Source organism: Paenibacillus sp. FSL K6-1122 (assembly GCF_037977015.1).
In the GTDB taxonomy this organism is placed as follows: Bacteria; Bacillota; Bacilli; order Paenibacillales; family Paenibacillaceae; genus Paenibacillus; species Paenibacillus amylolyticus.
Genome location: NZ_CP150272.1, coordinates 4,976,973 through 4,998,490, shown reverse-complemented (window position 1 = coordinate 4,998,490; position 21,518 = coordinate 4,976,973). Strand labels below are relative to the sequence as shown.

The window sequence follows — 21,518 nt, the reverse complement described above, 5'->3', positions numbered from 1 at the left end:
ATATAAACCAAAAGAGCAGCGTACGCCCCGGGGCGCAGCTGCTTTTGTATTTTTTACAGATTTTCCTCATTACGCTTACTGCGTATACTTTTTCATCGTATTATCCATTTGTTGTCTGACATGTTGCGGCCAGAACTGCAAAGGAGCGCTGTTGCCTGATGCGGCTTGCAGTGCCTTATAGACATCGATTTGGCCATAGCCGAAATACTTGTCGTGACCCGGATCACCGAGGTCAATAACACTTTGGCGCATCAAATCCATCACTTCCGTGTTGGTCAAGTCCGGGTTCAACGAACGAATCAAACCTGCAAGTGCGGCTACATGAGGGCTAGCCATGGACGTTCCAGACAAGGCCGCATACTGATTGTTTGGATAGGTACTGGCGATACTGGACCCCGGAGCCATCACATCCACATAGTCCCCGTAGTTGGAATAGGAAGCTTTGCTCATATCCGGGTCCGTAGCAGATACGGCAAATACTTCCGGATAAGCAGCAGGGTATCCTGGACGCTCGGTATTATCGTTCCCCGTGGCTGCAATCAGGACGATATCCCGGTCAAAAGCGTATTTAATGGCATCATGAAGAAATTGCGCATCAGCATAATTGCCGAGACTCATGTTGATAACTTTGGCTCCATGATCGGCTGCCCAGATGATGCCTTCGGCAACGGCATACGTGGTACCAGAACCTGAGTTGTCGAGTACTTTAACCGGTAGTACCTTGTTATACCAGCTCATGCCTGCCACGCCTTCATTATTGTTGACAATAGCGCCGATAATGCCTGCGACGTGTGTTCCATGTCCCACATCATCCATCGGTTGGCTTCCCGGCTCGACCACATTATAACCCTCAAGGAGCTTGCCCTTCAGGTCAGGGTGATTCATATCAACCCCCGTATCAACTACTGCTACGATGACATCTTTGTTTCCCTTGGTAATATTCCAACCTCTGTTTGTCTCAATCGCAGGCAGGTTCCACTGATAATCGGAGAACAAAATGTCATTGGGTATCGTTACATCTGTTTGTTCAGTTACAGTATCATTGGTTAAATACATATAGTGGGGCTCCATATAGAGTGGATTCCATTTGCTTTCGAAATAACTATGCAATTGTTTGTAACTCATATGTTCTGACCGAAAAACATACGTGTATCCCAGCTTGCGCGCAGATTGCGCTCTCAGATCGGATTTAATGATACGCATATCCCGTTCACCGGGATCTTGGCGAAAACGGATGACGATTTCATTTTCATAAAAATGACTGGCATTTGCATTATCATGTCCAGTTTTTACTGTGATTTCGTTAAGCGTATCCGGGTGAACAGACTCAATTTTGAATTTACCCTCACGCGGATAAGGGATCATGCGCAGATTTTTGCGCTGATGTTGTTCAACAGCATTTAATACGTTCTGACTGAACAAGGCAATTACAGCTCTTTTGCCATCTTTGGAGGGTTGCCCCATAACAAAATATTTTTCTTTTCCCAAAGGAAAAGAAGAGGATTCAAAACTTTGACGTTTGTTTACCGCTTTTTTGGCAAGGTTGAGCGAATGTTGAAGCTTCTGTTGTTCCAACTTGCTTCCTTGTGTGGAGGCGTGATCAAAGGGCTTGTTAAAAGAGCCATTGGTATTCATGAGATGAATGGATCTGATATGTTCATGTGAACTTTGGAGATCATTCACATATCGGCTAACCTGCGAAGCATTCATTGTGGCGGTTTTCTCCAGCATGATACTGAGATGTTGCTTGGCATCCATACGGGTCAGAAGATCGGTTGCTTTGACATCCTGCACTTTCAGACGCTGTTTACTCGTGTGCTCCTCATGAGCAGAGTCAGACAGGGCACCTGGCTTAGGTTCGGGACGATTGGATGTTGGAAGCAGGAGTGTCAGAGCGAGTGCTCCTGCACCAGCTGCAAGGGCCCAGTTAATCCATTTCGGTCTGGACATGGTGGATGGAACCTCCTTCGTTCATTTTGGACAATCATTAACAGTGCTTCGTCGTTGTCACTGGTCATATCTATCGTTAGAAAAAGCGGATATTTTTATGCAGGCGGGTTCGAGTCTAACTGCGTATAATAGGCATGTTTAACGGCAGAAGCTGAAAGCATGATTAAGGGATACCGCTCGTCATCTTTTTATGGTAGGATTATAGCTGAGAATTCAAAGGTCAGGGGAAAACCACCGTTGGCCGACCTATATGTAAGGACTTATTTAAGGGGGAGCTACCTTTATGTCAGCAGCCAATGTACAGAAAACATGTGAGTCAACTAGGGAAAAGTTAAAACCGGCTATCGATCGGATTGAAAATTTTTTGAATGAGAATGCTTTGCCTGAACTGGATCAGAATCAGACGGAAGAATCAACAGCCTTCTACAAAGGATTTCTTTCAGATCTCCGTCATTTGCTCGTTTTTTCTGAAGTTTCTTACGAAAAACTTGGCGTTGTGCTGCGTCGTGCCAACTTTGATGTCGATTTTGCCGAAAAGGCTCTTTATAATACGTATCACCAATGCGTAAACAGCTTTTTCTATCCCAAAAATGAATGTTATTCCGAAGACGGAAGATACGCTTACACAGGACAAGATGCCATTCGTTTCCGTGACAAGCCAATCCGTGCAGTACGGGATGTCATTCTTGAGGTTTCCAAAACGTACGAAGAATTGCGCGATGATCTGGCATATTATGAAAGTGATTACCTGACTCAGCGCCGTATGCAAAATCAACGGAATCACGCCTAATTAACGTTTAAACCTGAATATGAAATTGGACGAAACCGCCCTTGTGGCGGTTTTTTTGTGTTTTTAGTGAGAATCAGACGAGGTGTGATCATGTCATCATCTGGCATTTTGACGGGGAATATCAGGTTTGTGGCGGGGAGACAATAGTAGTCGAGGTGATAAAAAATGAGCCAAGACAAACCAATTGTCAAATGCAGCGTCTCCAACTGCAACTTTTGGGGGGAGAACAACTTCTGCCACGCTGATGCCATCATGATTGACATCGACCAACATGCCACCCGTCGTCTGCATGAGGAATTTGCCGGTGAGACATTTGACTCCGATCACCATGATCATGCACGCACATCCTCTGCAACATGCTGTCACACGTTCAAACCCAAGTGAGCAGTCATCCCTATTCATAACGGAGGTGCTTCCCAATGAAAAATGACGATAATAAGTTTAATTTGCAGGATCGCCCTAAAATCAATGTTGACGGTGAAAAACAGCGTATGCGCGTCGATTATCCCAGAAAAGCACATCGGGAAGAATACGGGGCAGAGGTCGCTCCTCCGACTGTCGTAAGAACTGGAGGTACCGAACGGGCAGAGCCTGTACCTGAGAAGCATGAGGCAGACCGGGTCATGGAATCAACAGGCAAGGTTGCGGGTTACATGGGACTTGCCTTCGGGATCGCGTCTTTGTTTATGTGGTCAATCGTACTTGGACCGGCCGCAGCCGTACTGGGTTACTATGCCTATGTGAATGGTCGTAAGACAGCGGGAGCCTGGTCCATTGGACTGGGTGTTGTAGCTACGCTGAGTTATTTTTTCATGATTCCATTCGCTCGTTAACGTGTAAAATGATTCATTCAAAAGCCTTCTGTTCTCACCCAAATGCGGTGAATTACAGAAGGTTTTTTTCGTATATGCGCAGGTTATGTGGAGAGATTCATATATTTTTTTGAAAACAATGGAACCTTGCTGTAAAACGATGTAGAATAAGGTCATAATACGCTTAATTATACGGGAGTGGGTATAACTCATGCAGATTGATCCAAGCGGATCGCGGCAGTTGTTGGAACTGCAATTGTCCAATGTGAATAACCAAACCAGTGGATCACAATCGGATGCTGGTTCAACAGTGGATTTCGCCAATGTGATGGACGGGCTGTTAGGTACGGGTGCCAATTCGACGAGCAATACAGATTCTACCGCTACGGTCTCCAAAAGATCCAGTGATGGTCTGTTGTGGCTGCAACTCGGAAGCACGTACAATCCAGATATAAATACGGCAGGATCGTCCTCTGTCTCCAATAACATCGTTGAGTCTTTATTATCTTCATCCAATACAGGAATCGTGGATTCAGGTGCATCTGTACCTACGGATTATGAATCTTTGATTGCCGAGGCAAGTGCCAAATACGGTGTTCCTGAATCATTGATCAAGGCCGTCATTGACACAGAGTCCAATTTTAACCCAAATGTGGTGTCCTCTGCCGGTGCCAAAGGGCTCATGCAATTAATGGATGGCACGGCTGCAGGGCTGGGTGTGAGTAATTCATTTGACCCTGCCCAGAACATTGATGCGGGTACGAGGTATCTTTCCCTTCAGCTCCAGCGTTTCGGTGGAGAAGTGAAGATGGCACTTGCTGCATATAATGCAGGGCCAGGGCGTGTTTCACGTCTGGGCGTGTCGAGTGATAGCGAACTGATGAGTGTACTTAACCGTTTGCCTTCCGAAACTCAGAATTATATCTCCAAGGTGGAGAAGGCACAGTCGAAATATGTGATCTAAACTCACAGATAGACAGTTGTGAAAACACATGGTAGACAGGATGAGATCAAATGTGGGAGCAGAAGCGCTTGAAACGCCTGTTCCCGGTTGGTCTTTTTGTGTTGTATGGGTATCGTGTTACAATGCTCACTGTAGGTTCAAGAACGAAGAGATAAGGGAGGTCTAACCTCATTTGAAATATTTTGATTATGCTGCAACCACACCTCCCCATCCTGATGTGATTCGTACGATGGCCGAAATTATGGAGACACAATTCGGTAATCCGTCCTCCATCCATGGGTATGGAGAGCGTGCCGATCAGTTGCTGCGTCGTGCTCGATCTGGATGCGCTGCTGCAATCGGCGTTAAGCCTGAAGAGATTGTATTTACTTCCGGTGCCACCGAGAGTAACAATCTTGCGATAAAAGGTGCGGCATTACGTTATCAGTCACGAGGCAGACATATCATCACTACGGCTACCGAGCATGCCTCGGTGTATGAAAGTGTTATGCAATTGCAGCAGTGGGGATGGAATGTGACATTAGTTCCTGTGAATTCCGATGGAGTAGTGAACGCTCAGCAGGTCGTAGACGCGATCAGGCCCGACACGGTGCTTGTAAGTCTGATGCATGTAAACAATGAAACAGGAGCCATCCATCCGATTGCAGAGATTGGCAAACAGCTCAAAAAGAAAGCACCACGGGTGCTTTTCCATGTGGATGGTGTTCAGGGTTTTGGGAAAATGGAGGCGACACCTGCCGCTTGGGGTGCAGATCTGTACAGTCTGTCTGCTCACAAGATTCGTGGACCGAAGGGAGCAGGTCTCCTGTATGTTCGAAGTGGAGTGGAGCTTACGCCACTATTGTCAGGAGGATCACAGGAGCAAGGCCTAAGAGCAGGCACAGAAAACGTGGCCTTGCTGGTAGGCATGGCAAAGGCTATGCGAATGGCAGCAGAAGATCAGGTTGATTTTGCCCGGCGTACAACGGTGCTCCGTGATCGATTGATGGAAACGATACGTGCCATTCCTGAATTTGAATTGAACAGTCGCCCAGAGGGTGCACCTCATATTGTACACTTCTCCTATCCCGGGATGAAGGCAGAAGTGGCGCTGCACACCTTGGAGCAACTTGGCGTAACCATATCGACCCAATCTGCCTGTTCTTCGCGTTCGGCTGAACCGAGTCGGGCTCTACTTGCGATGGGCAGAGATGCAGCTTGTGCTGTTGGCGGATTGCGTATTAGTCTTGGAGATGAACATACAGAAGAAGATGTAGCCTTGCTTGAACAGGCTTTACATCAGATGGTGGCGCAGTTGCGGCCCCTCGAAAGGCGGATGTAATGGATATGAAATATGATATGCTGCTTCTCCGTTTCGGAGAGTTTATGTTAAAAGGGAAAAATCGTGCCCGATTTGAGAAAACGATCATTACACAGGTGAAAGCTTTGCTTAAACCTTATCCAGGAGCGAGCCTTCGCAAAGAATATGGCCGTGTCTATGTGGATCTTGGCGGTGAATCACATACTGAACTGATTAAGGTGCTGAAGCGGGTATTTGGTGTGATGTCGATTAGTCCGGTTAAAGTTACTCCATCTGAGCTTGATGAGATTGTGAAAACCGCAGTTGCGTTTATGGACGAAAGGGAAGACGAATTCAAAGAAGGCACCACATTCAAGGTAAATGTAAGGCGGGTATGGAAGGAGTTCCCGAACTCTTCCCATGAAATGAACCATTTGGTCGGTTCCCCGATTCTTCGGAAGTTTCAGCAATTAAGTGTTGATGTTCGTCAACCTGATATTGAACTGCGAGTGGAAATTCGGGATCAGGGTACCTATATTTTCAACGAAACCATTCCGGCAGTAGGCGGCTTTCCACTGGGTACGAATGGCAAAGCAATGGTACTGCTATCAGGTGGAATAGACAGCCCGGTGGCAGCCTGGTCTTCCATGCGCCGTGGACTGGAAGTGGAATGTGTACATTTTTACAGTTACCCGTTCACAAGCGAGCGCGCCAAAGAGAAAGTCATTGATTTGGCACGTGCCCTTGCTGATCATGCGGGAACAATCAAGCTGCATCTGGTTCCATTTACGGAGATCCAAACGGCATTTACCCAGCTGGGTCAGGATAATCTGATTATTACGCTGATGCGACGTTCAATGCTGCGAATTGCATCCAAACTTGCCGAGCGTGAGCGGGCACTCGCACTGATCACCGGGGATAGCCTAGGCCAAGTAGCGAGTCAGACTCTTCCGAGTATGAATGTCATTGGTCGTGCGACGGATCTGCCACTTTTGCGACCACTGGTTATGATGGATAAACAGGAGATCATTACTCTGTCCAAACAGATCGGAACGTATGACATATCTATTTTGCCATATGAGGATTGCTGTACTCTCTTTGTGCCAAAGTCACCTTCAACCAATCCAAATCTTCGAATTGTGGATAAAATAGAATCAACAATGAGCCATCTGTCAGAATGGGTGGATCAGGCGGTGGAACAAACTGAAACGATCACACTGCACGCCGGTGAAACTTCTGTGGTAACGAATCCAACAGGAGACAATGGCATGAAGGATGACTGGTTCTAAACTCAATAAAAATTAGCATGGCTGACATAATAAGGGCTATGTTAACTGCAAAAAAGGACTGTCCGATGAAATATCGTTCAGTCCTTTGCTGTATTCAGATGAAATTGTTAGTTTAATTAGCCTACGAATAGGAGCGCTGCTGTTCCCCACCAGATCCCTTGTGGCTGGAACTGCTGGAGCGTTTGCGATAACCTGCAAAGACTACACCTGCAATAACCACAACGATAAAGAGAATGCGCAATGCCGGATGTTCCGTAAAGTAAGGCAAGAGTCGCTGTTCCTCAGTGATCATATTGGAAGCCGTATACCCGAGAACAATGGCTCCGACATAGATAATCCAAGGAAAGTGATTAATTAGCTTGATAAACAGGGTACTGCCCCAGACGATAATAGGTACACTAATCAGGAGTCCAAGGATGACAAGCACGAGATGCTGCTGCGCTGCTCCAGCAACTGCAATCACGTTATCTAATCCCATGGCTGCATCCGCGATCACGATGGTACGAATAGCGGTCCACAATGAAGTTCCCGCCTGGACATCATTGTGTTCATCTCCCTGATCCGCCAATAATTTATAGGCAATCCAGATCAGAAGTATGCCTCCCACAAGCAAGAGCCACGGAACTTTAAGCAACCATAAAACAACAACTGTTGCTAAAATTCGAATCAAAAGTGCGCCGCCAGTTCCATATAGAATCGCCTTTTTCTGCACGGAAGGGTGCAAGTTTCGAGCTGCGAGACCAATGACGATGGCATTATCCCCAGCCAGAATTAGATCAATAAAGACAACGTTCAGCAAAGCCAGCCAGAATGTGGGACTAAATAGCTCCATGATATATGTCACTCCTTATATACGGTTCAATCATTAAGAATAGCATGGACAACTCCGACATACAAGTTAATGTGGGGGGATGAGGACATGGATACACTATGGCTGTTAACTGAAATTTTAATGATCAATCTGGTATTAAGTGGAGATAATGCGGTTGTTATTGCGCTTGCCAGCAAGGATCTGCCACCAATACAACGCAAAAAAGCGGTATGGTGGGGAGCTTTTGGCGCGGTGCTGCTGCGTTGTGTGTTAACCTTTGTAGCGGTATTATTGCTGGGGATTCCCTTTATCCAAGCGGCAGGTGGGCTGTTGCTACTCTGGATTGCAGTAAAGCTGCTGCTTCAAAATGAGGATGAAGTACATATTCGAGAAGCTTCTACGACCTGGAAAGCCATTCAAACCATTCTGATTGCCGATTTTGTAATGAGCTTGGATAATGTTTTGGCCATAGCGGCTTTGGCAGATGGAGATTTGGCTCTGATCGTCATTGGTATTGCAATCAGTATCCCCATCGTCGTATGGGGGAGCGGCTTAATTGTTGGTTTGTTGAAGCGATTTCCGATTCTTGTATTCGTCGGATCAGGCATCCTGGCCTTCACAGCAGGTGAGATGGTGATGAAAGACCCCAAGTTAGGAGAATGGCTGGGAGGTATGGCATCAGAGGTGCATACGCTGCTACCCGTAGCCATGGCTTGTCTTGTGGTTGCGATTGGAGGCGCACATAAATTTGTGCGGAAGAACGCATAGTTTAATTTTGGATAAAAGCTTAAACAGATGACCGTCTGAACCGTCCGGTTTAGGCGGTTTTGTGGTGAGATAATACGCTTGTCAATACAACAATCATTGGGCTGGTCATAAGTTGCACATTTTAGGGTAATACAGGTAAAGGACGCACGCAAAGTGCGACATAAAGTATAGTTTTTTGCCGAAACATCGGATACACTAGAAGCATGATTAAAGGTTTGATTATCAACAGTCAGCATGGAATGCGTATCGTTTATGAAGAAATAAAGTACATAGCCATAGTATAAGAGGTGATTTTAGATGAGGATGAGAAATGAAAAAGCGATTGGACTATTTATTGCAGCTGCGGGAATTATTATTCTGCTTGGCAAGTTTGGTGTGTTTGGATTTATTGGCCGTAATTTCTGGCCTTTGCTGATCCTGCTGCCAGGCATCGCCCTTCATGCGTTATATTATGCGCGTATTTCACCATCGTGGTCACTCGTTCCTGCCGGCATACTAACGGTGTATGGTGTTTTATTTAGTATAACGAATACCTGGGGCGCTGGACTTATGAGCAGGCTGTGGCCAGCATTCTTGCTTGGGATCGCCATAGGGTTACTCGAATATGGAATGGCTGAACGGCGAAGACCGGAATATGTGTTACCTGCAGCTTTGATCCTTGGTGCGGTGTCCATCATATTATTCGGATTTACCTTGCTGCAAACGGGAATAATCTATGTACTTGCTGTCCTTTTGATCTTGGGTGGAGTCTGGTTATTACTTGGACGAGGACGTCAAGGGAGAGGCTGGTAACATTCCCAGTGGTCTTTTCGTGCGAAATATCTTGATTTTTACCTATAATAAACTATAATATAAGGGATATAGACATGCGTCGGGATATCACCGACGCTTATTTTGTGAGTAACCTGCGAAATTGCGGGAAGTTTAAGTAGATATGATTTGAAATTGGAAAGGATATGGATACAAAACATGCATTCAAGAGAACACATTCGCAATATTGCGATTATTGCCCACGTCGACCACGGAAAAACAACACTCGTTGACAAGTTGCTCCAGCAATCCGGTACTTACCGAGATCACGAAACGGTACAGGAGCGCGTAATGGACTCCAACGATTTGGAGCGTGAACGCGGTATTACGATTTTGGCCAAAAACACGGCTATAACTTATAAAGATTACCTGATTAATATTGTGGATACACCAGGACACGCCGACTTCGGTGGTGAAGTTGAACGTATCATGAAAATGGTTGACGGTGTATTGCTCGTTGTTGATGCTTATGAAGGCTGTATGCCACAAACGAAGTTTGTACTTCGTAAAGCACTTGAGCATAACCTGACACCAATCGTTGTTGTAAACAAAATTGACCGTCCAGCGGCTCGTCCGACTGAGGTTATTGATGAAGTATTGGACCTGTTCATTGAACTGGGTGCCAACGACCAACAACTCGAATTCCCTGTTGTATATGCTTCCGCATTGAACGGAACATCCAGCATGGATAATGATCCTGCCAAACAAGATGACAACATGATGGCGATCTACAATACCATCGTTAGTCATATCCCACACCCTACCGAAAATGTTGAAGAACCACTTCAATTCCTCGTTACTTTGATGGACTACAATGAATACCTTGGCCGTATTGCCATTGGTCGTGTTAACCGCGGTGTGATCCGTCAAGGACAATCGGTAACGGTTATTATGCGTGATGGTAAGAGTAAAACTGCACGTATCGAGAAACTGTTCGGTTTCCAAGGTCTCAAACGTATTGAGACGGAAGAAGCAGGAGCAGGTGACATCGTTGCCATTGCAGGGATCAAGGACATCAACATTGGTGAAACCATTGCCGACCCTAACAACCCGGAAGCTTTGCCAGTTCTGAAAATTGATGAGCCAACACTGCAAATGACGTTCCTCGTGAACAACAGTCCATTCGCAGGTCGTGAAGGTAAATGGGTAACTTCCCGTAAACTTCGTGAGCGTTTGTTGAAAGAGTTGGAAACAGATGTTTCCCTTCGTGTTGACGAAACGGATAGCCCTGATGCATTTATCGTTTCCGGACGTGGTGAGCTTCACTTGGGTATCCTGATTGAAAATATGCGTCGTGAAGGATATGAGCTTCAAGTATCCAAACCAGAAGTTATCGTAAGAGAAGTTGACGGTAAGAAAATGGAACCTGTTGAGCGCTTGTTGATTGATATCCCTGAAGAGAGCATGGGTTCCGTAATGGAGAGCCTGGGCGCACGTAAAGCAGAGATGGTTAACATGGTTAACACAGGTAGTGGTCAAGTTCGTCTGGAGTTCCTGATTCCAGCACGTGGTTTGATCGGATATAGCACCAACTTCCTGACATTGACTCGTGGTTACGGTGTAATGAACCATGCATTTGACAGCTACGCTCCAGTAGTATCCGGTCAAGTGGGTGGACGTCACCAAGGCGTGTTGATCTCAACTGAAACGGGTACATCTACGTTCTATGGCATGATGGGCGTTGAGGATCGCGGTACGCTCTTCTTGGAGCCGGGTACTGAAATCTACGAAGGTATGATTGTTGGTGAACATACACGTGACAATGATATCGTTGTTAACATCTGCAAAGAAAAACAACTGACTAACGTTCGTTCTTCTGGTAAAGATGATACGGTTAAAATTAAAACTCCGATTATCTTCTCGTTGGAACAGGCGCTTGAATATCTGAATGAAGATGAATATTGTGAGATTACACCAAAATCTATTCGTCTTCGTAAAAAGATCCTGAACAAATCCGAGCGTGAGCGTGCAGAAAAACAACGCAAAATGGCTTCTAAAGCCTAATAACAACAAAATAAACTATATAAGTTAGCATTTGATGGGCCCGGCAAGTAACGAGAGGGTTGTACAGCTAAAGTAGTGTAGGGATCAGAATCGATTCTGAAGAAGCGAAGCGCTCGCCTTTATCCCCGGATTTTACCATTGAAAAATGGATCAAAAAAATCTGGGGATAACAGCGATCAGAAGAACGAGCTGAGACCGAAACGGTCACGATGCAAGTACTGGCTCTCTAAGTTGCTAAAGGGAATTCCATCAATCAGTTAACTTATCCTAGCATGAACACGAAAGGAGCTGGCTGTGCATGCAAGCATGGTTCGCGTCAAACCCGATCGTAGCCTACATCGTCATCTTTGTATTGATTACTTACGTATATAACAAGGTGTTTCGGGTACGTCAGAAATTGCCACTTGGTAAGGAAATCGTTCTCTATATTTTGATGGCGATGGGCACATTCATGCTTCTTATTTTTCAGATCGACAAGCTGCCCATCATTCAATGTTTGTTGGTCGCGGTTGGTTTGATGTTATTAGTGAGAGTGCGTTATTTTATTGAAGGTCGTCAAAAGAAAAAAGCGGAAGCTGCCGCTCGAAACTCATAAATCCTGTCTTGTACAGACCATCCGTTTTCCTTAGGGAAAGCGGTTGTCTTTTATTTAGACAAAAACAGATGTGATAAAGGTGTTGAAGATATGAACTCAAATTCGAACGGACTGCCTCCACGGAGACAGGCACCAACGCAATCGGGTGCTTCTGGATCGAAGAATGGCAAGGGCAAGCAGCCTAAGAAGAAAAAGAGAATGAATGCTTTTGGCAGAATCCTTTTAAGTCTATTGGTTATTGCCATTGTGGTAGGCGGTGGATATGCGTACTGGGTATACAATCAAGTCGTGGATACAGGCATCGATAAACCGGTACCTCCCGGGATGTCAGCCACAACCAAACCGATCACGATGCTGTTATTAGGCACAGATAACCGTCCTGAAACTGGCACATATCTCTCGGATGTTGTTATGGTGGCTTCGTTGAATCCGAAGACCAAGACGGCAACCATTGTATCTTTGCCTCGAGACACGCGTATTCAATTGGATGGGTACAAATCCAACAAGCTGAATTCCTATTATCCAAGATTCAAAGCACAGGAAAAAACCACTGGCAAAAATGCAGAGGATCAGATGAAAGAAATGATGGGCAAGTATTTGGATGTAGATATTAATTATACAACCGTCCTGAATTTCCAGGCATTCCGTGATGCTGTCAATGCCGTAGGTGGCGTGGATGTGACTGTGGATAAAAATATGTGTTATAGAGATACAGCCGATGGTACAGATATCAATCTGGTCGCAGGCGTACAACATCTCGATGGTAAAGCAGCACTAGATTTTGTTCGTTACCGCAAATCCAATTGTAATCCGAAGACTGATGAATCCAACGACTTTGATCGTAACAAACGTCAAAACCAAGTGCTGAACTCCATGCTGGATCAGATGAAATCTCTTGGGGGCATTACAAAGATCAGCAAAGTAATTGGTGCAGTTGACAAGAATATGACGACAGATGTGGAATCGGAACAAATGAAAAACTTTATCTCGACGTATTGGAACATTTCCACTTCGGATGTGCATTATACTCCGGTTACCGGTGAGTGGAGAAGTCCATATGTGTATATTAATGAGACGGAACTCGCCAATGCCAAGCAGGCTTTACAAGATACACTTTCAGGTAAAGTAACGGCTTCACCTTCAGGCGAATAACCTTCATTCTTTTGGGATTGGAAGCACGTTAATCGGTATGCTATAATAACATAAACCAAGTACAAGAATTGCATAAAGAAGGTTAGGGGGCTGGTTGAATGTCCGAAGCCGTCACACAATTAACTGAATCTCTTTTACAGCAATTCAAGAATGAGACCTTTGTGCTTCTGAGCACAGTGGATGTAGAATCCGGAGGTCCGACTTCAACAGCCATCTCCTGGATTTATGCGGAGAATGCTTCTACTTTTCGTATAGCAATTGATCATCGTTCACGTTTAGTGAATAACATGATTACTAATCCGCTCATTACGGTAACTGTTTTTGGAGAAGAGACGGTGTACGCAGTGAACGGACGTGCTGCGGTACGACAAGATCCGCTGCTGGACGTTCCATTTAATATGTGCTGTTTCGACATTACAATTGAAGCGGTGAGGAATGCTCTGTTTTACGGCGCTCAATTGTCCTCTGTGCCTCAATATGTCAAAATATATGATCAGCGTGCTGCTGAGAAATTAGATGAGCAGGTTTTTGCTGCCATGAAAAAAGCCTAGTGAGAGATCACTGGGCTTTTTGTTGTCTTTTGTCCGATGAATGCAGCTGCTGCATTTGTTGTTTTTGATTCATGGGTTCATCCGGATTTTGACGGACTTTGACGTCTTTCGGGAGTTGAGGGATAATTCGTCCCACCATGTCAGCGAGTTCTGAAGCAAAACCGGAAATTGGGTGCCCTTGACGAATATGTTCACCAATCTCTTTAATTCGTTCAGTGACATCTGCATCAGCAGTAACGATGGAATCTATACCTTCGGGGTCTTTGCGAAGTGCTTCGGCAACAGCGTACTTAATGGTACCCACCCGAGCACGTTCCAGTTCACCATCAACATCGATGCCAACTACGGCTGTATTACCGAGTATGACGCAGTTCGCATCTTCAACACCTTCTACTTGCTTGGCAAGAACTTTAAGGTGATTGATTCGTTTTTCATTTGGCATCCGGCCACTCTTTGCATCATCCGCAATGTTGGTATCATGGACTTCACCTGTATTCTCATTGAGACGGTCCAAACGTGAAGGATTCATCCGATCTTCCTGTGCATTGAGCATGTGAGATCCTTTCCCTTGATCTTGCTGAGTTGGTACATTTCCTCCGTAACCTTTCGCATGTGTACCTTGATTCGGCGAAGCGCTGCGTGTGGAACTGTTGCAACCTGTAAGTATAAAGATCAGAAGCAGCGTGCAAACCCATATTTTCATAAATGTTCATCCTTTCTTGGAGTTTTTCAGAATGGTTGACAATTATTTTGCCCTAGTCGAATACATTTATGTATGGGATCATGATTGTCCATGCCGCTGCTGAAAGATCACACTATTCATGCCTTTAACGACGCCGCTTTGGAGGGGATTGAATGAAAAAGATTTTTGTATTGGATACCAACGTGCTTCTGCATGACCCCAATGCCATATTTGCCTTTGAGGAACATGAGGTAATCATTCCCGCGGTTGTACTGGAGGAGATCGACTCCAAAAAAAGAAATGCCGATGAAATTGGGCGTAATGCCCGTAATGTATCCAGACTGTTAGATGGATTACGAGAGCTGGGTCACTTGCACAGTGGGGTACCTTTGGCTAATGGAGGTAACCTGAAAGTAGAGCTGAATCATCGGAGTTTCGTGAAAGTTCAGGAAATGTTTGGTGAAGTGTCCAACGATAATCGCATTTTGGCTGTCGCACTGAATTATCAGATTGAGGAGAATGAAAAGGAAGTAGTTGAACGTCAGGTCGTGCTTGTCAGTAAAGATGTACTTGTGCGTATCAAAGCGGATGTACTTGGTCTGTTCACACAGGATTACTTATCAGATCGGACGGCAGGACTCAGTGAGTTATATCCAGGTTATACGGCCCTAAAAGTTCATCCGTCAGTGATTGATGAGTTTTACACATATCGTTTTTTACCAATCAAACCATTGCAGTTGTCATATTCGTTGTATCCGAATGAATTTGTCATTCTCAAGGATGAGATGGGAACCAATAAATCGGCTTTGCTTAAAGTGAACACAGAGGGAACAAAGCTGGAGCCGCTTTTCCTCAGTAATGATAATGTCTGGGGTATTAGTGCACGTAACGCACAACAACGCATGGCACTGGAACTGCTTTTAAATGATGACATCCCGCTTGTTACTATCACCGGTAAAGCCGGAACAGGAAAAACCTTGCTGGCACTTGCAGCAGGTCTGCTTAAGGTAGAGGATGATCATAAGTACAAAAAACTGTTGATCGCTCGCCCTGTCGTTCCAATGGGGAAAGATATCGGTTATTTGCCTGGTGAGAAGGAAGAAAAACTTCGTCCATGGATGCAGCCAATATATGATAATCTGGAGTTTTTGTTTGACACCAAAAAAGCCGGAGATATCGATAAAATCCTAATGGGGCTTGGCAGTATTCAGGTGGAGGCCTTAACGTATATTCGTGGAAGATCGATACCTGGACAGTTTATCATTATTGATGAAGCCCAGAATCTGTCACGCCACGAAGTGAAGACCATTGTATCAAGGGTCGGTGAAGGCAGTAAGATTATTTTGATGGGAGACCCCGAACAGATAGACCATCCGTATCTTGATTCTGCCAGTAATGGTCTGACGTATATCGTGGAACGGTTCAAACAAGAGGGAATCAGCGGACACATCATGCTCGAAAAAGGAGAACGGTCCAAGCTGGCACAGCTTGCAGCTGATTTATTGTAAAATTTAGGGGATTTATTTCCCGGAAAATGTTGTTATTGAAGCCGGCTCCTGGAGCCGGCTTTTTTGCTGAAAAAATAAGTAAGCGTTATTACACAGAACTCGATATGCTCTTATTATGCAAAAATCCGAAAAAGTGTTTTTCGGCAGGGTAGGACAAGAGTACTACTTATTTGTTACAATAATTGCTGCAGGAAAAAACTAGGTGAACAGGGAGGGAAGTTAATGAAGCGTAGACATCAGGTTGTTTTATTCGCGGTATTGCTGCTTTCGTTAACGATCTTGTCACCGAGTTTTGACTTTAGAGGTTCCCAGCTCAATCAGGAACGCGATCAGGAGAAGGATGCTTTTCCTGGGTCTTCGTCCCGTAATGAAGATGCTCAAGCTCCGCTGGAGATTGTAGTGGCCATGTCGGATGAAGAGTTTCAAGCCTTTCAAAAGATAGCCAAAGAAGTTGCTGCCTCCCAGCTGGTAGAGATTAATCTTCGGAATGAGAAGCCGGATACATATAAGCATGTTTTGGATCTTGAATTTTCACTAGGAGAGAACGGTGATGTTGTTCTGCTTGATAGTGAGGAAGTGCAATATTATGCCCAAAAAGGGTACCTGTATCCGTTAAACGGAACCACATTATCGAAGTCGCTAGGAGATACGGTAGTTGGGTTACGGGGAATGACAGAGTGGAATGGTTATCAGTGGGGAATGCCTTTTGATTTTGATCCGTACATTCTGGCTGCCCAATCTTCATTTCTGAAGAGAGCTGGTCTGGAGTCATTACCTCGCAATAAAGATCAGTGGGTCAAACTTACTCAACAAGCCGTTGCGGAAGGCACCCCTTTAATTACAATGAACATCAATGATATGTACGGGACAAATGCGTGGCTGAATCATTTGGAACCGAAAATGGCACCAGACCAAGTTAAACGAACACAGATAGATTCGCAAACGGGGAATCTTCAGCAGGGGATTCAGTTGATGAATCAGATTCAGCCCCTTATTAAGCTGGAGTCTACCAATTCAGAGTTCTCTCCAACTGCTGACCAGAACGGCACACCGATGGTTATATCGTTGTTATCTCAATTATTAAGTGCGGATCAAGCGAGTGCAGTTGATAAAGATTCTTTGGAGCGGATTTTTTTCGAAACCTTGGAAACCTTAAACTCCAGAAGCCTTGTTATTACTGCGGGTTCGGTTGAGGCTGAGGAGGCCAGTAGATGGATTGAAGGAATGACGTCCGCTACGACACAGCTGAAATGGTACCAACAGGTTAACCGGTTGCCCGCAAAGCAACAGGAGCTGGATTTGGAGTCTGAGAAACTCGTTGGACGTTATGACATGACAAAGGGACAATCCTGGTTCCCGACCACCCAAGATGTCCCTGCTGCCACGACCGAAAGTCATGCTCTAATAACTCGTTTTCATAAAAAAGTACAACAATTTTTAAAGGGTGAAATTACAGCGAATCAATACGTAGACAGTATTAGAACGACGAATTAACGTTAAGTTCGTGTTCAACCTCTTTAAAAGGATATAGCTAGTTTTACTTCCAGTATGCCTTCACTTGTCGAAACATCGGTTGCTTTCACAAACGAGAGGATTTTCTGTGGATAGAACCCAAGGTCAAATTCTTTTTCAAGCATTCGGCGAGTGGTGTCTGGTAATTCAAGCTGGTTGAATACAAGTTTGTCCACATGAAAACGAATGGAGTTTTGCGGTTCATTTTCTACCGTATAATGTCCTTCTATGCTTAATTGCAACTGATCCCGCTGACCGGAAGCTATAATCTTATCCTGATTAAACTGAAAGGCAAAGTCTTCAAAGATTGAATTTTGGGAACGAAGAAATGCATTAAGCTCATCCTGCCCAATTCGAATCGTATACGTTGTTCCAGTCGTGGATATACCTCCGTTTTGTTTTTGGATAAAATCGGGCAGGTTCTGCATGGCAGATGCCAATGCTTTGAAATATCGTTTCACCTCATAGATGCCGATATTCTCCCAATAAAGGGTTAATTCATCCATCAGTTTCTGAATCGCTGCCGCATCTCCGCTGGTGGCTATTTGGGCATCCACTTCTTTTTGCAAGGCGACTACACGTTCCCGCTGGTTTTGAAGATTAGTCTTCATTTCGGTTAATTCTGTTGTAGTCTGACGAATCTGAGTGGAAGTCTGTTGCAGATTGTGATAACGGTCCTGATACTTGTCCAGCACAGCCTGATCCCGTCCGATAATAATCTGGTAATAATCATACAGTACAAACAGGTCTTTGAATGATCTGGCTCCCAGGACCGTCATGAGGAGGCTGTCGCGTTCTCCTGTGTAGTAGGACCTCACTACAGCTCCGGCCCGATCTTGCTGAATATGTATCTGCTCTTCCTGTTCCTGCAGCTGGACGGATAATGTCTCGTGTTGTTGACCCAGCTGCTTCTGCCTTTCGGTGATGCGTTCGATTTCATGATCGATTTCAACGATGGATAGACTTTTTTGTAATATCTCACGTGTATCCTCAGGTGAAGACTCTCCATAGGCATAGGCTAAAGGTAGCTGGAGGAATAAAATGATGCATAATATAAAGGCGGAAATGCCGTGTTGACGTTTCACCGATCCATTCTCCTTTCCACTTCTTAAATGACAAACGTACAGGCTTGTTGTCTTCCAGACAATATATGAAACAAATACGTGAAATATCCTTAGTGGTTACATAACACCATGAACATTCATTTAATCTGAACACAACAAAAAAGCAACCCGACAGATATCGGATCACTTTGATGCTGCAGGTGGATTAGAGCGGCAAACCCATTTCGAATACGGTCCAGTAGCTGAAACCCGTGAATGTTACGATCATATAACCCCAGAAGAGCAATATGTACGTTCGCTCGGTAAATTTCAAGTATCCCAAAATGACAAAAAACGCAGTCTGCAGGAAAAAAAGCAAAGCCATTTCGACCAGATCTCCCGCAAAAGCCATCAGGCCAATTGCAAGCGTGAAGAACCCGAGTACCCGAAACATGCGTGCCACGGTAAATCCTCCTCTCCTAAGTACGTTCATAGATTGTCTACACAACATTATACCGGGAAAGGAAAAACGTGTAAACAAATTTGGATATGAAAGCGAATTCTTTTTTTTGCTCAAAGTAAGTATAGAGGGATATGTTTTACGTATGTCACGTATGAGCAAGCCTGAATGTGGAAATACATTTTAGTATGAAATCAATTCTATGAACTCTATGAGAGGCATAAGAATGAATGAAGCAGCTTTTATACCTAATTCACATACCGGGCTTCCGGTAATGCGGACGGTTATTTTAGGATGTTGTTAGGAGGGTATTATAGCATGACTGCAGTGAGACAGGATGCTTGGAGTACAGAGGACGATTTGATATTGGCTGAGGTTACTTTGCGTCATATTCGGGAAGGCAGTACACAATTGGCCGCTTTTGAAGAGGTGGGCGAAAAAATAGGCAGAACATCTGCCGCATGCGGTTTTCGCTGGAACAGTTGTGTACGTAAAAAGTATGATTCTGCCATCAGTAACGCCAAGGCACAACGACAAAAACGAAGTTATCTCAGAAAGCAACCAGCTATGCTCGGACCGCAGGTTGCAGCACTGTCTACACTGGACACTGAAGAACATCTGTACAAATCAGATGGGATCTCAGACGATTCATTATCGATGGATGCAGTAATCCGCTTCCTGCGACAATGGAAGGGAACGGTGCAGGAGAGTAATCGTCAACTCAAGATGCTGGAGAAGGAGCTTCGGGAGAAAGAAGATGAATTGCTTGAACTACGTCTTGAGAATGACCGTCTCTCCAAGGAAGTGAATGAAGTACAGACGGATTACCGTGTGGTGAATGACGACTACAAAGCTTTGATTCAGATTATGGATCGGGCTCGCAGACTCGCATTTTTGTCCGAAGAAGAAGAGGAACTTAAGACACGTTTCAAGATGGATGCCAACGGGAATCTGGAACGAATTGAATAACAAATTCAGACGTTTGATTTGTGAAAGTCAGGTATGAACCCGCCACACCTCCGTTACACAACGGCAGGTATGACGGGTTTTTAGTTTGGTGTTTTTGTTCTATTATAGATAATAGAAGGAGAAACTACTGAAGCGGAGAGGAGTGCATCATATGATCATTGACATCGTAGGAGCGGGGGCACTTGGTCTTTTGTATGGCGGGAAACTGCTGGCGTCAGGTAACCAGGTCAGATTTTGGACCAGAACAACAGCTCAGGCAGACCTCCTCAGCCATAATGGAGTAACCATTGTGGAACAAGACGAGGAGATACATATTCTACCGGATCAAATACAGGCGAAACCAATAAGTAAGCTGACTGACACATGGAAGAACACACAAGGAGAATGGTTACTGCTCATGGTTAAGCAGACAAGCATTGATGATTTCATTGATGAGATTAGTCCATTACAAGATCATGTGCTGAATGTCGCTTGTTTTCAGAATGGGATGGGCCATCTTACAAAACTTCAAGCAGCTTTGCCAAAGTCGCTTCTGTGTAGTGCGGTTACAACAGAAGGTGCGAAGCGAACACAAAGTCAGGTGACTCGTGCAGGTACAGGTGAAACTAGGCTGGGGAGGTACAACATACATATAGGAGCTTCTACCTCTATAGAGGAGCAGAGAACATTTACTCTGTCGGGATCGTTGCAGCAGGCAGGATTTGACTGTACAGTGTCGAATGAAATCGATAAGCTGATATACAGGAAACTATTGATTAATTCAGTCATTAACCCGCTCACGGCACTATGGCGAATCCCTAATGGAGAATTGATCGTCAAGGAAGAACGAAAGAGGCTAATGCGCCAGTTATATGATGAAGTATTGTTAATCTACTCTGCAAGTGGAATATGTTTGGATCAGGATATGTGGGATCAACTGATATCGGTTTGTCGTTCTACTGCCACGAATACTTCCTCCATGCTTGCAGATGTTCTCGCTGGACGTGGTACAGAAGTGAGGTCAATTAACGGTCATATTGTAAAGATGGCACAGAAGTTGGACCTTTTTGCACCTACACATGAAATACTGCTTCATCTGATTGAAGGAATGCAACCGGAAGGAGTGAATTAATGGGACTTTTTATTGTGTTGAGCATATTGCCCTTTTTTCCGTTCTTTCTTGTCTATTGGGGCATGTACGTATGGAAAAAAGACAAACGTAAAGCATTGCGAATGGCAATGGATGTAACCACTTTTTTTCTTGTATTTTCAGTTTCAGCGTTATTCAACTTAACATTTGATTCGAATTTTGGTTTTTATCTGACATTAATACTCATACTAGTAGCACTTGGATTCATCGGGGGTGCGCAAAATCGACTAAAAGGGAAGGTCGATAGGGGTAGAATGTTCCGGGCCGTATGGCGCATGTCTTTCGTTATCATGAGTTTCGGGTATGTTTTGTTTACTTTATTTGGATTATTTAGATACTTCATGCAACTGATGTAAGGTTACATAACGCAAAAGAGGCAAAAAATGTGTCGATTTTGTCGAAAACTGAAAAAAACATTACTTTCTGAAAAAGTAATGTAG

22 protein-coding genes are annotated in these 21,518 nt (G+C 44.7%); 17 read left to right on the top strand and 5 right to left on the bottom strand.

The window, feature by feature from the left end; genetic code table 11:
- Window positions 1-75: 75 nt before the first annotated feature.
- Window positions 76-1,950 (bottom strand): S8 family peptidase, encoded by a 1,875-nt coding sequence (locus tag NSQ20_RS22510; protein WP_076318863.1) that lies wholly within the window; start codon window positions 1,948-1,950, stop codon window positions 76-78.
- Window positions 1,951-2,233: 283 nt separating this feature from the next.
- Between NSQ20_RS22510 and NSQ20_RS22505 the strand changes: the two genes are divergently transcribed.
- The 6 genes from NSQ20_RS22505 (at window position 2,234) to thiI (ending at window position 7,084) form a co-directional block, all read left to right on the top strand.
- A complete protein-coding gene (locus NSQ20_RS22505) occupies window positions 2,234-2,740 on the top strand; it encodes a YpuI family protein (RefSeq protein ID WP_017687263.1) in 507 nt (168 codons plus the stop codon).
- Window positions 2,741-2,905: 165 nt separating this feature from the next.
- Window positions 2,906-3,124 carry a DUF1540 domain-containing protein gene (locus tag NSQ20_RS22500; protein ID WP_074095869.1) on the top strand — a complete coding sequence of 73 codons (219 nt, stop codon included), beginning with the start codon at window positions 2,906-2,908 and terminating at the stop codon, window positions 3,122-3,124.
- Window positions 3,125-3,231: 107 nt separating this feature from the next.
- The gene (locus tag NSQ20_RS22495) at window positions 3,232-3,573 is read left to right on the top strand and encodes a hypothetical protein (protein ID WP_235193989.1); all 342 of its coding nucleotides are present in this window, start codon (window positions 3,232-3,234) and stop codon (window positions 3,571-3,573) included.
- A gap of 190 nt (window positions 3,574-3,763) precedes the next feature.
- The gene (locus NSQ20_RS22490; protein ID WP_047843770.1) at window positions 3,764-4,516 is read left to right on the top strand and encodes a lytic transglycosylase domain-containing protein; all 753 of its coding nucleotides are present in this window, start codon (window positions 3,764-3,766) and stop codon (window positions 4,514-4,516) included.
- A 172-nt stretch (window positions 4,517-4,688) separates the two neighbouring features.
- The gene (locus NSQ20_RS22485; RefSeq protein ID WP_076318864.1) at window positions 4,689-5,837 is read left to right on the top strand and encodes a cysteine desulfurase family protein; all 1,149 of its coding nucleotides are present in this window, start codon (window positions 4,689-4,691) and stop codon (window positions 5,835-5,837) included.
- 5 nt (window positions 5,838-5,842) lie between these two features.
- Window positions 5,843-7,084, top strand: coding sequence for a tRNA uracil 4-sulfurtransferase ThiI (gene thiI / locus NSQ20_RS22480; RefSeq protein ID WP_036615288.1), 1,242 nt, complete (start codon window positions 5,843-5,845; stop codon window positions 7,082-7,084).
- A 121-nt stretch (window positions 7,085-7,205) separates the two neighbouring features.
- On the opposite strand, the gene NSQ20_RS22475 is transcribed toward thiI, so the two are convergent.
- A complete protein-coding gene (locus NSQ20_RS22475) occupies window positions 7,206-7,916 on the bottom strand; it encodes a TerC family protein (protein ID WP_047843768.1) in 711 nt (236 codons plus the stop codon).
- An 87-nt stretch (window positions 7,917-8,003) separates the two neighbouring features.
- Here NSQ20_RS22475 and NSQ20_RS22470 point away from each other — a divergent pair, with 87 nt between their 5' ends.
- From NSQ20_RS22470 to NSQ20_RS22445, 6 genes are all read left to right on the top strand, one after another.
- A complete protein-coding gene (locus tag NSQ20_RS22470; protein WP_047843767.1) occupies window positions 8,004-8,663 on the top strand; it encodes a TerC family protein in 660 nt (219 codons plus the stop codon).
- 297 nt (window positions 8,664-8,960) lie between these two features.
- Window positions 8,961-9,455, top strand: coding sequence for a hypothetical protein (locus NSQ20_RS22465; protein ID WP_036614997.1), 495 nt, complete (start codon window positions 8,961-8,963; stop codon window positions 9,453-9,455).
- Window positions 9,456-9,632: 177 nt separating this feature from the next.
- A complete protein-coding gene (gene typA, locus NSQ20_RS22460) occupies window positions 9,633-11,477 on the top strand; it encodes a translational GTPase TypA (protein WP_036614992.1) in 1,845 nt (614 codons plus the stop codon).
- A 298-nt stretch (window positions 11,478-11,775) separates the two neighbouring features.
- Window positions 11,776-12,072, top strand: a complete 297-nt coding sequence (locus NSQ20_RS22455) for a YlaH-like family protein (RefSeq protein WP_047843765.1) — start codon at window positions 11,776-11,778, stop codon at window positions 12,070-12,072.
- A gap of 90 nt (window positions 12,073-12,162) precedes the next feature.
- Window positions 12,163-13,224, top strand: coding sequence for an LCP family protein (locus tag NSQ20_RS22450; RefSeq protein WP_340030906.1), 1,062 nt, complete (start codon window positions 12,163-12,165; stop codon window positions 13,222-13,224).
- Window positions 13,225-13,322: 98 nt separating this feature from the next.
- Entirely contained in the window at window positions 13,323-13,775 is a 453-nt protein-coding gene (locus NSQ20_RS22445; protein ID WP_047843763.1) for a pyridoxamine 5'-phosphate oxidase family protein, read from the top strand.
- 7 nt (window positions 13,776-13,782) lie between these two features.
- Here the strand turns inward: NSQ20_RS22445 and NSQ20_RS22440 are convergent, their stop codons facing one another.
- Window positions 13,783-14,478: a YhcN/YlaJ family sporulation lipoprotein gene (locus NSQ20_RS22440; protein WP_340030905.1), complete on the bottom strand. Its 696-nt coding sequence runs from the start codon at window positions 14,476-14,478 to the stop codon at window positions 13,783-13,785.
- A 152-nt stretch (window positions 14,479-14,630) separates the two neighbouring features.
- Between NSQ20_RS22440 and NSQ20_RS22435 the strand changes: the two genes are divergently transcribed.
- Window positions 14,631-15,965, top strand: coding sequence for a PhoH family protein (locus NSQ20_RS22435; protein WP_024628438.1), 1,335 nt, complete (start codon window positions 14,631-14,633; stop codon window positions 15,963-15,965).
- 222 nt (window positions 15,966-16,187) lie between these two features.
- Window positions 16,188-17,459, top strand: coding sequence for an extracellular solute-binding protein (locus tag NSQ20_RS22430; protein WP_340030904.1), 1,272 nt, complete (start codon window positions 16,188-16,190; stop codon window positions 17,457-17,459).
- 23 nt (window positions 17,460-17,482) lie between these two features.
- On the opposite strand, the gene NSQ20_RS22425 is transcribed toward NSQ20_RS22430, so the two are convergent.
- Together NSQ20_RS22425 and NSQ20_RS22420 are read right to left on the bottom strand one after the other, a co-directional pair.
- A complete protein-coding gene (locus tag NSQ20_RS22425; protein WP_340030903.1) occupies window positions 17,483-18,562 on the bottom strand; it encodes a hypothetical protein in 1,080 nt (359 codons plus the stop codon).
- 184 nt (window positions 18,563-18,746) lie between these two features.
- Window positions 18,747-18,983, bottom strand: coding sequence for a DUF2626 domain-containing protein (locus NSQ20_RS22420; protein ID WP_017687281.1), 237 nt, complete (start codon window positions 18,981-18,983; stop codon window positions 18,747-18,749).
- 315 nt (window positions 18,984-19,298) lie between these two features.
- Between NSQ20_RS22420 and NSQ20_RS22415 the strand changes: the two genes are divergently transcribed.
- From NSQ20_RS22415 to NSQ20_RS22405, 3 genes are all read left to right on the top strand, one after another.
- Window positions 19,299-19,949, top strand: coding sequence for an RsfA family transcriptional regulator (locus NSQ20_RS22415; RefSeq protein WP_076211575.1), 651 nt, complete (start codon window positions 19,299-19,301; stop codon window positions 19,947-19,949).
- A gap of 151 nt (window positions 19,950-20,100) precedes the next feature.
- Window positions 20,101-21,060 carry a 2-dehydropantoate 2-reductase gene (locus NSQ20_RS22410; RefSeq protein WP_076328094.1) on the top strand — a complete coding sequence of 320 codons (960 nt, stop codon included), beginning with the start codon at window positions 20,101-20,103 and terminating at the stop codon, window positions 21,058-21,060.
- On the top strand, window positions 21,060-21,434 hold the full coding sequence (locus NSQ20_RS22405) for a DUF3397 domain-containing protein (protein WP_036674826.1): 375 nt from the start codon (window positions 21,060-21,062) through the stop codon (window positions 21,432-21,434). Before NSQ20_RS22410 ends, NSQ20_RS22405 begins: the two co-directional genes overlap by 1 nt.
- Window positions 21,435-21,518: the final 84 nt, after the last annotated feature.